The organism is Chitinophaga sp. 01L420 (assembly GCF_056399985.1).
This window is the reverse complement of sequence record NZ_JBFTSK010000025.1, coordinates 169,035-186,451: the sequence shown is the minus strand read 5'-3', so window position 1 is coordinate 186,451 and position 17,417 is coordinate 169,035. Positions and strand designations below refer to the sequence as shown.

At 47.1% G+C, this 17,417-nt stretch carries 12 protein-coding genes; 5 read left to right on the top strand and 7 right to left on the bottom strand.

The window, feature by feature from the left end; genetic code table 11:
- Window positions 1–74 precede the first annotated feature (74 nt).
- The 3 genes from AC1DP6_RS22350 to AC1DP6_RS22340 all read right to left on the bottom strand — a co-directional run bounded on the left by AC1DP6_RS22350 (window position 75) and on the right by AC1DP6_RS22340 (window position 5,984).
- Window positions 75–1,517 (bottom strand): RagB/SusD family nutrient uptake outer membrane protein, encoded by a 1,443-nt coding sequence (locus AC1DP6_RS22350; protein WP_477056807.1) that lies wholly within the window; start codon window positions 1,515–1,517, stop codon window positions 75–77.
- A gap of 18 nt (window positions 1,518–1,535) precedes the next feature.
- Entirely contained in the window at window positions 1,536–4,895 is a 3,360-nt protein-coding gene (locus AC1DP6_RS22345; RefSeq protein ID WP_477056806.1) for a SusC/RagA family TonB-linked outer membrane protein, read from the bottom strand.
- Window positions 4,896–5,018: 123 nt separating this feature from the next.
- Window positions 5,019–5,984, bottom strand: coding sequence for a FecR family protein (locus tag AC1DP6_RS22340; protein WP_477056805.1), 966 nt, complete (start codon window positions 5,982–5,984; stop codon window positions 5,019–5,021).
- A 152-nt stretch (window positions 5,985–6,136) separates the two neighbouring features.
- Here AC1DP6_RS22340 and AC1DP6_RS22335 point away from each other — a divergent pair, with 152 nt between their 5' ends.
- The 5 genes from AC1DP6_RS22335 (at window position 6,137) to AC1DP6_RS22315 (ending at window position 9,815) form a co-directional block, all read left to right on the top strand.
- Window positions 6,137–6,742: an RNA polymerase sigma-70 factor gene (locus tag AC1DP6_RS22335; protein ID WP_477056804.1), complete on the top strand. Its 606-nt coding sequence runs from the start codon at window positions 6,137–6,139 to the stop codon at window positions 6,740–6,742.
- A 77-nt stretch (window positions 6,743–6,819) separates the two neighbouring features.
- Entirely contained in the window at window positions 6,820–8,178 is a 1,359-nt protein-coding gene (locus AC1DP6_RS22330; RefSeq protein ID WP_477056803.1) for a Gfo/Idh/MocA family oxidoreductase, read from the top strand.
- A 226-nt stretch (window positions 8,179–8,404) separates the two neighbouring features.
- Window positions 8,405–8,605: a hypothetical protein gene (locus tag AC1DP6_RS22325; protein WP_477056802.1), complete on the top strand. Its 201-nt coding sequence runs from the start codon at window positions 8,405–8,407 to the stop codon at window positions 8,603–8,605.
- Between the two features lie 22 nt (window positions 8,606–8,627).
- Window positions 8,628–9,080 (top strand): MarR family winged helix-turn-helix transcriptional regulator, encoded by a 453-nt coding sequence (locus tag AC1DP6_RS22320; protein WP_477024683.1) that lies wholly within the window; start codon window positions 8,628–8,630, stop codon window positions 9,078–9,080.
- 60 nt (window positions 9,081–9,140) lie between these two features.
- Window positions 9,141–9,815 carry a hypothetical protein gene (locus AC1DP6_RS22315; protein ID WP_477056801.1) on the top strand — a complete coding sequence of 225 codons (675 nt, stop codon included), beginning with the start codon at window positions 9,141–9,143 and terminating at the stop codon, window positions 9,813–9,815.
- Window positions 9,816–9,907: 92 nt separating this feature from the next.
- Here AC1DP6_RS22315 and AC1DP6_RS22310 read toward each other — a convergent pair whose 3' ends face one another.
- The 4 genes from AC1DP6_RS22310 to AC1DP6_RS22295 all read right to left on the bottom strand — a co-directional run bounded on the left by AC1DP6_RS22310 (window position 9,908) and on the right by AC1DP6_RS22295 (window position 17,413).
- Window positions 9,908–11,680 carry an alpha-L-rhamnosidase-related protein gene (locus AC1DP6_RS22310; protein ID WP_477056800.1) on the bottom strand — a complete coding sequence of 591 codons (1,773 nt, stop codon included), beginning with the start codon at window positions 11,678–11,680 and terminating at the stop codon, window positions 9,908–9,910.
- 24 nt (window positions 11,681–11,704) lie between these two features.
- Window positions 11,705–14,929, bottom strand: coding sequence for a glycosyl hydrolase (locus AC1DP6_RS22305; RefSeq protein WP_477056799.1), 3,225 nt, complete (start codon window positions 14,927–14,929; stop codon window positions 11,705–11,707).
- 115 nt (window positions 14,930–15,044) lie between these two features.
- On the bottom strand, window positions 15,045–15,980 hold the full coding sequence (locus tag AC1DP6_RS22300; RefSeq protein WP_477056798.1) for an alpha/beta hydrolase: 936 nt from the start codon (window positions 15,978–15,980) through the stop codon (window positions 15,045–15,047).
- Window positions 15,981–16,015: 35 nt separating this feature from the next.
- Entirely contained in the window at window positions 16,016–17,413 is a 1,398-nt protein-coding gene (locus tag AC1DP6_RS22295; protein WP_477056797.1) for an FGGY-family carbohydrate kinase, read from the bottom strand.
- Window positions 17,414–17,417: the final 4 nt, after the last annotated feature.

The window sequence follows — 17,417 nt, the reverse complement described above, 5'->3', positions numbered from 1 at the left end:
CCTTTGTCGGTGATAAAGTAAAAAAGGCCATACGCGTGTTGCGTATGGCCTTTTCCTTGTTGTTTTTTGATTGTTTACTGTATCTTATAAGCATCATTCTGCTCCATGTTCTTATTCGCATTCATTTCTGACTGCGGAATAGGCAGGATCGTTCTTTTATCTGTTTTATCAATGGCAATACTTCTGCCGGAAAGATATTTGGTAAAGCTCAGTTTATTACGGGTAAGGTCAAACAAACGGTGACCTTCAAAAGCAAGCTCCTTGCGGCGTTCATTAAGTACTATGGTTTTCAGCGCATCACCGGTGGCGGTAGTAGCTGTCCAGTTGGCATCTGCACGACCAGCAACGACGTCAACATCTGCTGCGGCCAATCCCTCCATACCCTGGTTAGCACGGGCTTCGGCACGTGTCAGGTACACTTCTGCGAGGCGGATCACTCTTACCGGCTCTTCATAACTGGTATTATTCGTATACTTCGTGATCAGGTAAGCAGGGTTCTCACCGTTCTTGCGGGAACCTTTAGTAACGAAAGCACGTCTTGCATCTGTAGCAGTATACGTTTTATACAAATCTTCTGTTGCCAGTCCATCGCCATAACTACCGGACTGCCAGTAGAAATTCACCAGGGCATCACTGTCCAGGTTATCCAGGATGTTGTACTGGATTTCGAAGATAGATTCCGCGCTGTTCTGCTTCCTGGAATCATCGGCCATAGTTGCACGTGGCAGCAGGGAGTATCCTCCTTTTTTGATCACATCTGTTGCCAGTGAATCGGCAGCTACCCAATCGCCCTTGTACAACTGCACCCTGGATAAAAGCGCTTCCGCGCCATAATAGCTCATTCTGCCACGCATGGACGATTTGAAACCTACGGGGGATTTTGTCATCAGCGTCATTGACTTATTAAAATCTGCAATGATCTGTGCATATACTTCTTTAGCGGTATTTCTTTTAGGAGCAATGATCTGTGTGTTGTCGATACCGCTTTTTATCACCAGCGGCACCCCCAGATGGGAACCATCGGCAGTGTAATTATAAGGCATGGCATAAAAGCGCATCAGGTCAAAATAAGCCAGGGCACGCAGCGCGTAAGCCTCGCCAATAATAAACTGCGCCTCTGCTTTGTCCAGATCAGGATAATCGTTGGCCTCTGCTTTGCTGATGAGCAGATTGGCATTTACTACAACGCGGTACAGTTGTTTCCACAAATCACTGGCTACCCCATCGGTCACGGTAACTATGTATTGGTCGTAGCTCAGGTAACGTTTCTGGTTTACACTGCTCACAAACACGTTATCACTTAACAGGTCCGGCAGCACTACAGAATGGCGGCCATAATAGGTAACTGCCTGCATCAGGGAGTAGGTGCCGGTGATGGCGGCGCGTGTTCCGGGCAGATCTTTAATCGCCAGATCAGCATCTGTTTGCTGCTGTGGATCTATTTCCAGAAAACTTTTTTTGCAGGATGCCGATAACAGCAAACCCGCTATGGCATATATGTATATTGACTTTTTCATGTTAGTTGAATTTGAAGATTAAAACCTGATATCGATTCCCAGCACCACTGTTTTATAAATCGGCGCATTCTGATCCGCCTGACCATCTATACCTACTTCCGGATCGAAATTCATGCGTTTATCTTCTACATAAGTGAACAGGTTACTTGCTTTGGCATATACTCTTACACCGCCCATGTGCGCGGCTTTCATCATGTATGCAGGCAGGTCGTACGACAGGGATACATCGCGTAAACGGATGTAGTTACCACTGTAAAGGAAACGGGTAGAGCTATAACCACCAGATTGCGTGCCTTTATATACTACCTTAGGTACATCGGTGATATCACCTTCTTTCTGCCAGCGGTGCAGGTACGTATACCTTGGCAAACTGGAAGCACCATTCAAGGGAGATGCGCCGTCGCCATTCGCATTAGATCCCCAGTTGTCATATACTTTGTTACCGTAATTAAAGAATACCAGGCAGCTTAAAGAGATGCCTTTATAACTGAAGGTGTTGGTTAAGCCTCCAAAAAACTTAGGCAAAGCACTGCCTTGATCATATTGTACTGCATTACCATATACGTTAGTAGTCTTGGTTTTAGTGGCATCCGTATACCAGAGGGACTCTCCGGTTTTAGGATCTACACCAGCATATCCTTTCACATAGATCTGGTAAAAATCACCACCTACGTGACGATCATAGATATCAGAAAGGATAGGGCTATTCAATGCGGTTACTTCGTTCTTTAAAGTAGAGATATTAAAGCTGGTATTCCAGGTGAAGCCCTGGTTACGGGATACAATGTTCTGTGTATTTACCTGGAATTCCCATCCACTGTTTTTCATCTCACCCACATTTGCATACAGGCTGCTGAGACCATTGGTAGCGGAAATCGGCATATCCAGCAAAAGGTCAGTTGTTTTACGGGTGTAGTATTCTACGGTACCGGTTATACGATTTGCCAGCACGCCAAAGTCGAGCCCTACATTAAATGGTTTGTTTTTTTCCCAGGTCAGCATTCTGTTACCGTATCTTGAAAAATAGTAGCCGGGGCTTTGATTATAATCTGTGCTGCTATACAATGCACGGGAAACAAAATCACCGATGTCCTGGTTACCATTTACACCGTAGCTGGTGCGGATACGCAGTTCTGATACGGCACGTACGGATTTCATAAATGCTTCATCTGCTATGTTCCAGGAAGCACCTACTGACCAGAAATTACCAAATCTTTTTGCACTGCCGAAACGGGAAGATCCATCGCGGCGCATGGAAGCACTCAGGTAGTAGCGGGATTTAAAGTTATAACCGGCGTTGGCAAAAAATGAATTGAGGGAGTTGGCCGTTACGTTGGATCCTGCTGCAGTAGCAATAGCGGCATTATCCATGGTATAGGTGCCTGGCAGGAAATTCTGTGCTCCTGCATTGTTACCGCCTGCGCTTACTTTCTGTGCTTCATACCCCAGGTAAGCGTTTACACCATGTTCGCCAAAGTCTTTATTAAAGCGGAGAATACTGGTGTTTACCCAATTGAATGTTTTATAGGTAGAATAAGTGGCTTCGCCGCCATTGGTACGTGCGGTACCGATGCCGCCTTTATAAAATACCTGTACATCATTGTAATTGAAATCAATGCTGGACTGGTTTTCCAGGCTGAGTGATTTTGTGAAATCATATTTTGCGCTGGCGTTTCCTACAGCACCGTAGTCGGAGCGCATATTCCAGTTTTCTTTAACTACAGCCAGCGGATTATATTTATTCAGGTAGCTGAGGTCATAAGTACCATCTGTACCAAACACGCGCAGCCAGGGCATATAGCGTTTGTACATGCGTACCGGGTTACCATTGGATCCTGCATCAGATTGCTCACGACGCTGACGGTAACTCAGCTGCACGCCTAATTTGAAGGATAATTTATCGGTGGCCTTATTGCTGAGTTTAAAGTTACCGGTAGCGCGTTTAAATTCACTGCCTTCCAGTGCAGCCTTGCTGGTATAATAACTGCCGGAACCATAGAAGGTGGTTTTATCTGTTCCACCGCTGGCAGAGAGATCGTATTGCTGGAACTGGCCGTTGCGGGTCAACACATCAAACCAGTCTGTATTTACGGTAGTATCAATACCGGCTGTTTTAAGTTCAGACTGAAAATAGTCTTCGTCTTTGCCAGCATTCTTCACTCCTTCTCTCAACAGCTCTATCATCTCTGTGGTATTCAGGGGATAGAGATCTTTATTTAAGGTTACTTTATTGAATCCAAACTGGGAAGAAGCGTTGAATTTTGTTTTACCACTTTTCCCTTTTTTGGTGGTGATAAGTACTACACCATTTGCTGCGCGGGAGCCATAGATAGAGGCGGCGGCCGCATCTTTCAGCACTGTAAAGCTTTCGATATCGGCGCTATTCAGGCTGCTAACGCTCGTAGCGACCAATGGAATACCATCTACCACATACAGCGGAGAGCTACCTGCATTCACGGAGCCTACTCCCCTTACACGGATATCTGGCGCAGCACCTGGCTGACCGGTACCACTGGTTGCCATCACGCCCGCTACATTTCCCTGCAGGTTTTCCTGCACAGAAGCCCTCGGAGAGCCCTGAAAGGCGTCTGCCTTGAGCGTGGCGGCAGAACCGGTGAAGCTGGAACGCTTCTGGGTACCATAGGCCACCACTACTACTTCGTTGAGTGGGTTCAGGCCATCAGGCAGCGAAAGGGTCACTACCGCTTCCTTACCGCTGAGTGTAACTGTTTTAGTAGCTTTTTCAAAACCAATCGAAGATGCTGTAACGGTGTAACTACCTTCTTTCAGACCTTTGATCACAAATACACCTTCTGTGTTGGTAGTAGCGCCATGAGAAGTACCGGACAAATGTACCGTAGCTCCAACAACAGGCTCACCTTTAGCATCCGTTATCTTGCCACGGATAACGCCTTCTTCCTTTACCGCTGATTCGGTTCCGGTAGCAGGTGTTTCGCTTAACGCGTTATAAATAATAAAGTGGTCATTCACTACCCGGTAATGCAGCGGCGTTCCGGACAGCAGCAGATCCAACTGTTCTGCGATGGTACGGGTACCTTTAAGTATGCTGATGTTGTTGAACGCAGCCACCTGCTCCTGGGTGTAGATAAAACGTACTTCTGCCAGGCGTTCTATACGTGACAGGGCCGTTTTGAGCGACTCATGCTCCACACTCAGTGTAACCGTCGTCTTAGCCATGGTTTGCCCCTTCCCCGGAGCTGCCATCAGCAGTTGTGTGCTGGTAAAAGTAATGACCGCAGCAATTACATTTAATCTCATAAATAGCTTCAGTGTTCGTTGGTTGATAACCACTTTCCTGTGCAGGCACGGGGCATAACCCTGTGCTTTTGCACCAGGCAAAAGAGTAAATTTTTGCATAAATTGCAATTGGTTTTAARTGTTCTACATAAGTATTTAAGACCTCTTAAGCAATCCTGGTAGCAGCCGGGGTTGCTTTTTTAATGTATAGGTGATTATGGTGGCATACCTGTTCTTTTAATATTATTGACAATTTCCGCCGCTGATGGTGACGATACTATCCCTGATACTATAGGTTGATTGATTGAATGCACAGAGTACGGCAAGAATATCTTCCAGTGATGACTGGTTTTTAAAAGAGGTCGTGAACCGGCAATGCTGCAAATGGGACTGGTGGAAGACAATGCTGATACCATATTGCTCCATCAGGACTTTGGCGGCTTCTTCGTAGGTAACATTGTTAAATACAAGATCTTCTTTCACCCAGTTAACTACCGGTACTACATTTACCATATCATTTTTCTCATATCCCACAGCCGCCTGGTCAACAGMGATCTGCTGATTGGATCCTATTACACCCAACGGTTTGCCGTCTGCTTCTACCTTTACCTTTCCTTTTTCCACCGTCACGGTTACTGATTTATCACCGGGCAATGCTTTTACATTAAACACCGTACCCAGCACGGTGGTGGCTACTTTGCCGGTATGCACAATAAAAGGCTGCCGGCTATTGGCGGTCACATCGAAATATGCTTCCCCAATGAGGTATACTTCACGGGTATCGCCAGGAAATACCGACGGATACTTTAGTTCACTGTGGGCATTCAACAGTACAGAGCTTCCGTCCGACAGTTTGATAAAGTGCTTTTTTACTTTTTCTGTTTGTCTGGCAACCGTTTTTTCCTCTACTATCTTATCCGGCAGTAAAAAATAGCACGCAGCGCCCACACACAGCACCAATACGGCAGCTGCAGCGGCCAGCCGTCGGAATGTAAATGCACGTTTCCGGATGACCGGCGTTTCTTTTATCTTATCTAAAACCTGCTCATACAGCGCATCGTAGGTCGGCTGCATGTTATTGCTGCCGGGCAACTGATCCTCATCAGCATCGAAGCCCTGATAGAACTTCTCTACGAGGTAACGCTCCTCTTCCGTACACTGGCCGTCCTGGTACTTTTTCAGGAGGTCGGCCAATTTTTTTGCGTTCATAAGGTGGATGTCTTTCTATGTAAACACATCAGAATGACTTTACCGCCATCCCAACTCAAAATATTTTTCAGGCCGTGAATACCGGCAATAATTCGATTTCTCATTTTTTTTAAATACTTTTCATGCGTGAACCTGTAACATCGACGTGAATAATGACTGATTTCAATGTGATATATGCTGACTTACCTGATGAGCGCCTGCTGGCAGCGATGAAGAAGGATGATGAAGCTGCTTTCAAAACGCTGTACCAACGTTACATAGATGTGATGTATCGCACTGCTCACAAAAGGCTACTGTCAAGGGCTGCGGCAGATGATGCGGTACAGGAGGTGTTTGTCAGTTTCTATGAACGCCGGCAGCTGTTAGATGCCAATGCGTCTGTAAAGGCCTACCTGCTCACCAGTCTCAAAAACCGTATCCTCAACGAATTCCGCAACCGGCTGATACATGAAGCGCATCATGCTAACATTGCCGCTACACAGATCACTCATCATACCATACAGCCTACGATCGATGGCAAAGCACTTGAATTACGCTTCCGTCAAACGTTGGGACAGATGCCGGAAAAATGCCGGGAAGTATTTGAACTGAGTCGTTTTGAATTGTTGACCAATAAAGGGATTGCAGAACGATTAGGCATCTCCGTTAATACTGTAGAAAAACATATGGGTAAGGCACTGGCCATCCTTAGAAAGGAGTTCAACGGGCAGGAGCTGGTATTATTAATATTATCTGTGGGCTATAATTTCTTAGCCTGAATTATTATCTTTCTTTCGGTTAAACCATTTTCCTGTTGAACAGGGAACCTATTTTCCGTTTTAATTAATTCCACGATATGGACCACTTTAACATTAACCGTCGCCGCTTTCTGAAAGGGGCCACGGCCACCCTCGCTCTTTCTGCAATAGGCGCCAGCGCACTCGATTTCATCAATCCCGACAAACCATTCCGGGTAGCCCTGATAGGCACCGGCTGGTACGGCAAAAGCGATTTATTCCGCCTGATACAGGTAGCACCGGTAAAAGTAGTAGCCCTATGCGATGCGGATAAAAACATGCTGCAGGAGGCTGGTGAAATGGTACGTAAAAGGCAGGCTTCCGGCGCAATGCCCCGGCTGTATACAGATTATCGCAAGCTGTTGTCCGAAAATGAGCTGGATATTGTGTTAATAGGTACACCGGATCACTGGCATGCTTTACAAACCATCGCGGCCCTTCAGGCTGGCGCACATGTGTATGTTCAAAAGCCCATCAGTGTAGATGTGATAGAGGGAGAAGCCATGGTAGCGGCTGCACGCAAATACAACCGGGTAGTACAGGTAGGTACACAACGTAAAAGCACTCCTCACCTGATCGAAGCAAAAAAGAATATTGTAGATGCCGGCTTGCTGGGTAAGGTATCACACGTAGAAATGTGTTGTTACTATCATATGCGTAACAACGGCAACCCACCATTGCAGGCAGTACCAGATTATTTTGACTACGATATGTGGACGGGTCCCGCTCCCCTGCGGCCTTACGATGGGTTACCGCATGTTCGCTGGTGGCGCACCTTTATGGAATATGGCAATGGTATTATGGGCGATATGTGCGTGCATATGTTCGACACTGTACGCTGGATGCTGCAACTGGGCTGGCCCACACGTATCAGTTCTACCGGCGGCATTTATGTACAAAAGGAAGGCAAATCAAATATAACAGATACGCAGTCCGCCATTTTCGAGTACGAGGGACTGAACTGTGTATGGCAGCACCGTAGCTGGGGCACGCCGGCAGATCCTAAATATCCGTGGTCCTTTAAGTTGTACGGAGAAAAAGGTACCCTCGCTGCCAGCACCATGTCTTACGACTTTATACCAGAAGGTAATGGTACACCTATACATAAAGATGTAGTATATGAAAAAGAGAAATATCCTGAAGACGTTACTGAACCAGCTATAGAGCTGAATGCCGCTCCTGCCACGCGACTGCATATGCTCAATTTCCTGGGTGCCATCAAGAATGGAAGCCGGCCGGTGGCGGACATTGAAGAGGGACATATATCCACTGCCAGCTGCATTCTCGCTAATATCTCCCTGCAAACCGGCCAACCAGTGGTTTATGACCCACATAAAAGGATTATTACCAATAATCCTGCTGCCACGGCACTTTTACAGCGACCTTACCGGGGCCCTTGGGAGCATCCACAGGTATAAGTATTAGCTGATCCAGGCCATGGGCGGACTTCAGCAGCAAATACAGCAGCAACAAGAGCCATGAGTAAGACTATAAGAGGCAAGAAAGAGGCATACCTGGGATAACGGTATTGAATATGCCAAACTGGACGGCAAATTTGAAAAGGGAAATCATTTTCTGCTGAAGCCTAAGAAAGGCCCAAAAATCAAAATCGAATTATACGAAACCGTTCCAAACAGAAAGTTTGTGGACCTCACCCACTTCCCTTTAGCCAAAATGTACGGTGAGCATACTTTTGAGGATACCCCTGAAGGATTGAAATTGACCGTAACTATGAGAGTATCCGGTGTACTGGGCTTTTTGTGGAAGAAAATAGTAGCGCAGGATATCGTAAATCATTTACCGGAAGAAATGCAGAACCAGGTGCGGGTAGCCAGCAAACTATAATTATTTTTGCAAAAAAGGCAAGATGAAAAAAGACGATAATGCTTTTAGCGTAGAGTCGGCGGAGGAAAGTCCGGGCTTCCTGTTGTGGCAGGTCACCAGTTTATGGCAAAGAGAGATCAGGAAAGCCCTGGAAAAGTATGATCTTACGCATTCTCAGTTTGTGCTGCTGGCCAGTACCATGTGGTTGATGCAGCAAAACGAACCGGTGACCCAGATCCTGCTCTCGGCTCATTCCAAAATAGATCCGATGACTACTTCCACCGTACTTCGTACCCTGCAAACGAAAGGATTACTGCAAAGAAAGGAGCATCCTACAGATACCCGGGCGAAAACAGTGGCTTTAACAGAAGCCGGCGAAAAGATGGCCAGACAGGCCATCAAAGTGGTAGAGAAATTTGACAGGGATTTCTTTGAACCGCTGGGATCCAAAGTGGGTGAACTTAACAGGAACCTGCGGTTATTGTTATCGCAATGAGGTGTCAAGCTGCAAAAGCGCTATATTTGTTCTCTTGCACCTTACCAAACTTACCTCATCATGAAACATGTTGATTTCCCGGACAGTGGCTATCATAATACCTGGTACTTTTATGAAGATGCCCCGGAAGGATATCCAACAATACAAGCCCTCCAAAAAGGTGCGCCAATACCCGATACTGTATTTGAAGACCTTGAACGGGTATTGGCGATTACGATCCGTCACGAACTACTAACGCCCACGTATATACGCCTGGACGACATTATAGAAATACCTTTCAGCTCCCTGCCGGAATTCATGATCCAACTAAAAAAAATACTGGCTGATAAAAGAGCACTGAGCATTTTCAGCATCGGCGGCTATGGCAAAGTAATGCTACCTAATGGAGAAGCCGGTATACAAGCCGATTTGATCACCATAGAAGACGTACTTTTTTTTGACAGAGATCTCAACGTGTCTACCGCCAAAAGCGTATGGGTGCCTATCTCTATTGATCATACCCATCAGTTTCAATGGCAATTGCCCCTGGCCCAACTCAATGCCGTAAGGTTACAGAACGCGCTAAAAGAAATCAAACAAACGCTGAAGATCAGTGATGCCAATCCGGATGAAACAGATCCCGATAATCCTTTTGTGATCAAAGATTATAAATTATATCTCCATCCGGATATTATCCGGCATAAGAAAGATTTTGATATACCGGATGTGGACCTGAGCGAGTTTATACACGCCTGATTAAGTTTTCCCAGTTCAAATATCCGTTTGAAGCAAGTATAAAAAAGCAGCTCCGGCAACCCGGAGCTGCTATAGACCACGTCAAGAAAAATTTACTCCCTTATAATCTTCACCTGCAGAGGTGCTTTGATCTCTGATTTTATTTTCCCATTAGCCAGACGTGTATGCTTCACCGTTACAATGCCATATGGTGTAGGAAACGTGCCTTCTGCATATTGAAGATCACCCAGATGTGGTGCTACCTTAATCACTTTACAACCGGGTGCAATTACAGAAATGCCCAGTACATGTTCGGTTAGCCAGGGAGTAGGCCCGGAGGCCCATCCATGGCATAAGCTATGGCGAAACCCTTTATAGCAGTAAGCACCATAATCCCCATGAATATCTTTTTGTCCGGGTTGCACTAAGGCATCAATGCGGGAGGCATTCGGAAGCCAATCCATATTAAAATCTTCCCAGAAAGTAGTAGCACCCAGTTTTAGCATCGCTCCCCAATAGGCGCGAATATCGTTTAGCCCTCCCTGGTAGTCTCCTGCTTTGGCTTTTGCCTGCAGCATATAGTAACCGTAAAAAGTAGAATAATCCTTTACACCACCAACGGATAAAATATCCTGGTTGATTTTTTCTGCAGGCACCAGACCTGATAAAGCCAGCAAGGCAGCGGCCTGTTTGGAACCATTGGCATCCGGCACATTCTTTTTCAGGCGGGCAATAGCGGCTTCACATTTTTTCACCGTGGCGGCATCGTTTAATACCTTACTCAGCGCCGCCCCGGCGTCGAGCGTCATGATCATCATAGCCTGCAACCCGGCATGTATGCCAGGTTTATTTTCGCTGGAAGGCCAGTCCAGGAAACGGGTGCCGTCCTGCAAGTCCTCGCTGTTATTACTATCAATTTTTTCAGATAAATGATCCAGCAAGCCTTTCAGATAGGCCGCCTGTTGTTGCAGATAAACCAGGTTGCCGGTGTGCTGGTACCAATCCCGCTGAATAAGCACCCACCACATAGAATACGACACCATGCCGTTCATGTATTGGGGCAGCGGGGTAATATCCCGCGATAAGTCCAGACTCTTAGTCACCACTTCATTATATCCAAATACAGCGCTGATGGTAGACGTTTCGGGGTGCATATCGCCAATCCATACGAGGCGGTCGCGCTTAATACCATCCCATAAATAGTCCTGCATATTGAGGTGAACGGTATAGGCGCCTGTCAGCCAGATCTGATTAAGCAAGGCATCACTGCATTTGAAGGAGCCGAGATAAGGGAGATCTCTGTAAACGAAAATAGCCCTTACTTCTTTGAGTTGGAGTGCTGCATTATCATCCATCAGGTCGATGCGAACGAAACGGAAACCCGTATTGCCCACCTCCAGTTTGCCCAGCCAGGGAACTTCCACAATCATATCGCGTATGGCGTGGTCGTTGGTGGCATTTTTGCCGGGTTCAATATCGCTCATGGCTTCACTCACGGATTCTCCAAAGCGCACCCGCAGTTTCACAGGCTTACCACTTTTATACATGCCGGTGACCAGTTGCAGGCCTCCGTGCAGCTCCTTACCAAAGTCGAACAGGATACCGGGATGTTCAGTGGCACTGCTTTTCAGTACACACATATTTTGATTCGCCAGGTCGGCTTGTCCGTTGCCGGGTAGCAGGAAACATGCAGCATTGGTAATGCTGCTACCGGTATTGGCTGTTTGCCATATAATTTTTTCGGGAGATAAATACCGCCGCACAGTAGGCGTTGTTTGAACCGTGGCCATACGTGTGCTGTCAAACACCGGTGGCAACTGAGCCTGGGCGGATATCTCCTCCAACAGGAAAATATTTGCAAGCAGGAACCAGGTGTATATTTTCATGTGATATCATTCATGTTGGTGAAATTAATAGGTTACCGCTATCAGTTTTACAGGCCCTGATAATCCTGCCGGTGGGTACACAGACTCCAGCGTATAGGGATTTACGTTACTCCACGTTTTGCGTGACGCAGCAGGTAGCCTGCTATCTCCTATCAGGCGATTTACCCAGGTATTGACAACCGCTATTTCCAGTTTATTAGTTCCTTTTTTAAGCACATTTTTTAAGTTGACACGATAAGGTGGGGTCCATACTGTACCGAGTTCCACCCCATTCAACTTCACAGTGGCCATCACACTCACGTTGCCAAGATCCAGGTATATCGTGGCTCCTGCCGGTAATTCATCTGCCTTAAAAGTAGTTTCATATACTGCTGTACCGGAATAGTTACGGATCTGTTCATTCGAACTCTTGCTCCAGTCGATCAGTCGATCGAAGACCATCGGTTGAGCGGGGCCTCGTTGGGCAGTATCAAAGCGTACCTGCCACGGTGCGTTTAACTGCTGTAATAACGTAGGTGCGGGGAAGTTAGTCTTACCGCTGTTGAACGCGGTAGCTTTTTTACGAAACATCACAAAACCACTTTGGTAAGGAGCTAACGCTAACGGCACTACGGTATTTTTATCTTTCTCTGTAAATGCCGGCAGGTCACGGATGTCACCGGTAACAGCATCCCACCATTCCGGCTGTTTACCCGTTACGCGGAAAGCGGGTGAAAAGCTAATATCGTTGGCAGACTGATTGGTAATGAAATATAATTCTCCTTCCGGCGTGGAGCGATGAGCATAAAGTACTTGTGCTGGTAAGTCCACCACATCTGCCTGTAATTGCAGGATGTGTAATGCCTCTTCCATGCCCATACCGCTAAGTACCTGCCCATTGCCGTATTTGCGCTGCTGTAGCTGATCGTTGCCCCATAAAATAGCTGCCAGTTGACGCACCTGCGCATCTGCTTCCGGATAATGCTGTAAGCTGGGCGAGCGTTGCGGCGCAGGGCCAAGAATAGTGGCGCCCTGCTTTACCAGTTGCGCGATTTTTTGCAGCAGCTCTGGCCGCATCGTTTCCAGTTGTGGCAGTACCAATAGGCGATAGCTCATGCCATCCGGCAATACCAGCTTGCCTTCTTTTACCTGCACCCGGTTCATGATTACCTCTGCATTGATATAATCATAAGAATAGCCTTTGGGCAATTCTGGATTTCTGATGCCGGTCATTTTAGGAGCATCTTCTCCGATGAAATACGCCACATCATTAACGGCCTTTCCTTGTTGCAGGAGGTAGTTACATCTCCTGATATAATCTACAAAGGCTTTGCCCTGGTAAAACCAGGTATTCTTGCGGTTAAACTCTGTTCCGAAACCGGCATTCACACCGGGGTTCAGGTCTTCGTATGGTTGCGTGATGAATACGTGTAACAACGTATGATTAATACCTTCAGTGAAAGACCAGTCGCCACGGCGTTTCAGCAGCGCCGGATAGCGCACAAATGCCTGGCCTCCGGCAGTGAAAGATTCCGCTGCCACCTTTGTTTTACCATAGATGTGCGCGGCGGAAGAAGCGGCGCGGCATTCAATATCTCCCAAAGTACCCTCATTCCAGAATTCACCGCCAATTTCGTCCGACTGCCCACCATACTTCAGGAATTCAGAAGGGAAACCCCAGTGACCGTAGTTTTCCAGCCACAACTTCAATCCGTCTTTATGACTTGCCTTACGTAAACCGGCCACATATTTATAAGCTACGCGATCTGCAACCAGGCGGCGCAGGTCCCATAGGAAACGGTCCGACTGATCTGCCGAACCCACTACCCTGCCGGATAACACAGGCAGCCAGGGCAAAGGATCATAGCCATATTGTTGCGCAAAGTCTGTGGCCATATCATCTGTCCAGTTCTGTGAACCTGTTTCATAGCTATCTGCCACTACCCATTTCAGGGCGGTACGTTCCGCTGCTGGTATGCTGTTGCGGATTTTTCCCACAAAAGAATCATAGTGGTATTGTGACCAGGTATCGCTGATCTTATCTATTTCTAATCCTATACCTTCCCTGGAAGCCGGGCCATTGGTAACGCCGGTGGGCAACATGCCATAGCGCACCACGATCCAGTTGCCCGCAGGCACATTCCAGTTAAGCGTGCCGTCGGGCAATAAGTTTTTAGTGAGATGAATGACTTTAGCAGGATCAATGATTCCCCCCTCCCCGTCTACCGCCGGCTGTTGCGGCCACTGGTATTCATTCCATAAAGGCAAAGGTGTCTGGAACATTTTAGCCAGCTGTTTTTCTTCGAAACGTTCTATACGCGGGGCGGCCAGCAAATTTATTTCTGCCAGCGCCGGATGCCCGTTACTGATCAGCAGCCTGAATTGCTTGCCGGTGACAGCTTTAAAAGAAACGGCCACCGGAGCGTAAGGCTTAAAACCTACGTTGGGTGCAGGGTTGCTACGATCCAGTTCAAATACTTTTACGCTATGCCAGGTGTCACCTTCTTTTACCTGTAACTCAAACTGCGCTTTGAAAGGCCGGGCGGCAGGGTAAATGATCAGGCTTCTCGCCGTGAAATCCGCTTCCACGGCCATGTCTATGGTGACAGGGGCTGGTCGGCTCACCGGTGCTGATACCACTACTTCCTCGGTGGTATTACCATCTACCAGGTTTTCGATGTGCACAAAGCCGGCGTTGGAGCTGAGTATCGGCGCATGTTTGCTAATATCATCTCCATCTCCTGCGGGTACTGGGAAAGCCATCACTGCTACGGTTTGAAAGTCTGCGATGTTGGGCGCTGGTTGCGAAAGTTGACGGGGGCCCTGTACGTTTATTTCATCGCCGGCGGTAAGGTAACGCATCGACTGTGATGGTTTGATCCAGGGGCCGCCACTCTGGCTCCAGCCGGGACTGTTGAATAAGCCAATGTCTATTCCGCTTTTGGAGGCTGTGCTGATGGCTGTGCGGGTCACTTTCCACCATTCCTCCGAAAACAATTTTACTTTTCCATAAGGCACTTCTTCTTTCGGATAACCGATATTCCCGATAAAAGCACGGCCTATCCCCACTTTCGCCATGGCTTCAATATCTTTTTTCACACCTTCCTGCGAAATATTATCACTCATCCAATACCAGTACACGCTTGGCTTAATGCTATCCGGCGGAGTAACAAATCCTTGCTGCAAAGCAGCTTTCTGCGCACTGGCAGCGGATGCAACTGAAAGTAGTAAGAGTAGCGCAGCAGGATATCCAGGTATTTTTCGTAACATAAAATGATTCATGTATTGTCCGTGAAATTCCGTTTAGTGTTGTCCGTTATACATAACAGTACCCTCCCTGTCTATGACAGGCGATAGCTAAACAAACTCAAAATAGAAAACTGTATCAGTATAACTGTCCTGTACCTCCCTGTAGCAAGGGATTATCGGTATTCAGCATGCCGCTGCGGCCCAGCCATTTCATCACGGTCTGCATCCATACTTCTACCGGCAGTTTGAGCACAAACCCATGATCCCCTTCAGGGTAAATATGCATTTCGGCTGGGACATGCTGGTGGCGCAATGCCTGGTAAAACAACAAGGTGTTGTCTACGTCTACTGTCTTATCGTCGCCGGTATGAAACAGCAAGGTGGGTGGCGTTTGCGGCGTTACCTGCCGGTCGTTGGAGTAATATTTAACGGTTAACTCGTCCGGAAAATCGCCTAATAAACGCTTGCGGGAGCCGGCATGAGTGAGGTTCCTTTCCATGCTGATCACCGGGTATACCAGGATCATAAAATCCGGGCGAAGATTGAGCCCTACATTAGCGGCCAGTACGGGGCGGTCAAAATGTGTTCCTGCTGTGGACGCCAGGTGGCCACCGGCAGAAAAACCCATAATGCCTACCCGGTTATTGTCGATATTCCATTCCTTGGCATGTAATCGTATCATTTTCAGGGCTTCCTGCGCATCCTGCAAAGGACCACTGCTTTTGTCCGTCATGATCTTATCAGACGGCAAACGGTATTTTAGTACAAAAGCCGCAATGCCTTGTTTCACGAAAAATTCCGCAATATTCAATCCTTCTTTTTGCAGCACTACCCAGGCATAGCCGCCACCCGGACAAATCAGCACGGCCGTGCCGGTAGCTTTTTCTCTGGGGGGCAGGTAAGCAGTTAGCGTAGCTATACTGGTGAGTGCACGGTTATTCTCTTTATCTGTTATTTCTTCATCAGGGGAAGCAATACCACCCGGCGGAAGTCCGGTATACAAAGGCATTACATTTTGTGCAAGGGCTGGTATGGCAACAAAGCTGAGGAGGAAAATAAAGAGAGCATGCATAGTATTATTTCTTGATAGTAATAATAAGCAAATCTTTATAATGTTGCATCATGTGTCACCGAATAATACTTCAATTCTATCAGATCGTTGGGCAATGGCTTGCTATTCCATGATGAATGGATAGCGAGTGCAGCTCCCATCGCAGTAGCCTGCGCCATAGACGCAGCAAAGATCTCTATCTCCGGAAAAAGTACTGCCAGCAAATTCATGTAAATGGCATTTTTACTGAACCCACCGTCAACGAATATACGTTTTACGGAAGAGCCGTTTAATACTCTTTTGGTGGCTATATATTGCTGTTGGGCGATGTCTAACATCAACTGATGATAGGCTTCCGTGTCAGATGAAAATGTATGCAGGTCCCTTTGTCCAAATACAGAAGCCTGTAGTAGTTTGGGATCAGGTGGTAGCAGCGCATGGTCCTGTTTGTTCCGTTCTTTCAGCAGGCGGATGATGCGGCTATCAAAATCAATATTGCGGTAATGACCGGTATGCTGATTGAAATGTGTAGCAATACGCTTCACCTGCTGCTCATGCTCATAGCCGGCAAACAGGCGGGAAGCCTTTACGGGCTTGCCCTGGAAGGTCATATAGCATAAACAGTCGGCAGCCAGTTCTTCATCGGTAAGCGGTGTATCATTAAACGGGTTGAAGCTGATGCACCAGGTGCCGGTAGAGATTAAAATAAAAGGTTCGTGAAAGTTAACCAGGTAAGGAATCAACGCAGCGGAGCTGTCGTGCAAACCGGTACCTATCGCGTAATTATTACCGGGAAATGCAGCGGGCATTACTTCGTTGGAAGGTAATAAGGGCGCCAGCTTTTCCAGCACCCCTTCCTTTATTACCCACATATGATAGTTATGCTGTTGAAAATCCCACAAATTAGTGTGGCAACCGACGCTGGTAATATCTGAGCAGGCTACGCCGGAGAGCAGGTAGCTCATATACTGTGGCAAATGCAGCGCATACTTTACCTGCCGGTAAATGTCTGGCTGCGTATACTTCAGCCGGTATAACTGCATACCGGAATTGAGGCTGCCCAGTACGGGAGAAGCAGTTTGTACGGAGAAAGCTTTTTCTCCACCATAGGTATTATAAAACTGTTCCCGCAGTGCCGCAGGATATTCTTTCAGGTAGTTGTACAAAGGAGTTAATGGGCGCCCTTCTTCATCTATATACACCAAACTGGCGCCATAGGTAGAAAAATTAATGGCTTTGATCACCACCTCCTTTCTGCGGAATACTTCTCTCAAAGAATCAAACACAGAGAGGCGAAGGCTTTCCAGGTTTTCACAGGGCGCTCCATCTTCATCCACGGTTTCCGTAAAACGTGCTGTCCGTTCAAAGATGATACGATACTGTTCATCAAAAAGAAACAGTTTCTTATTGGTTTTACCAACATCAAAGATGGCTATAACGGGAATTTCGCTCATAAAT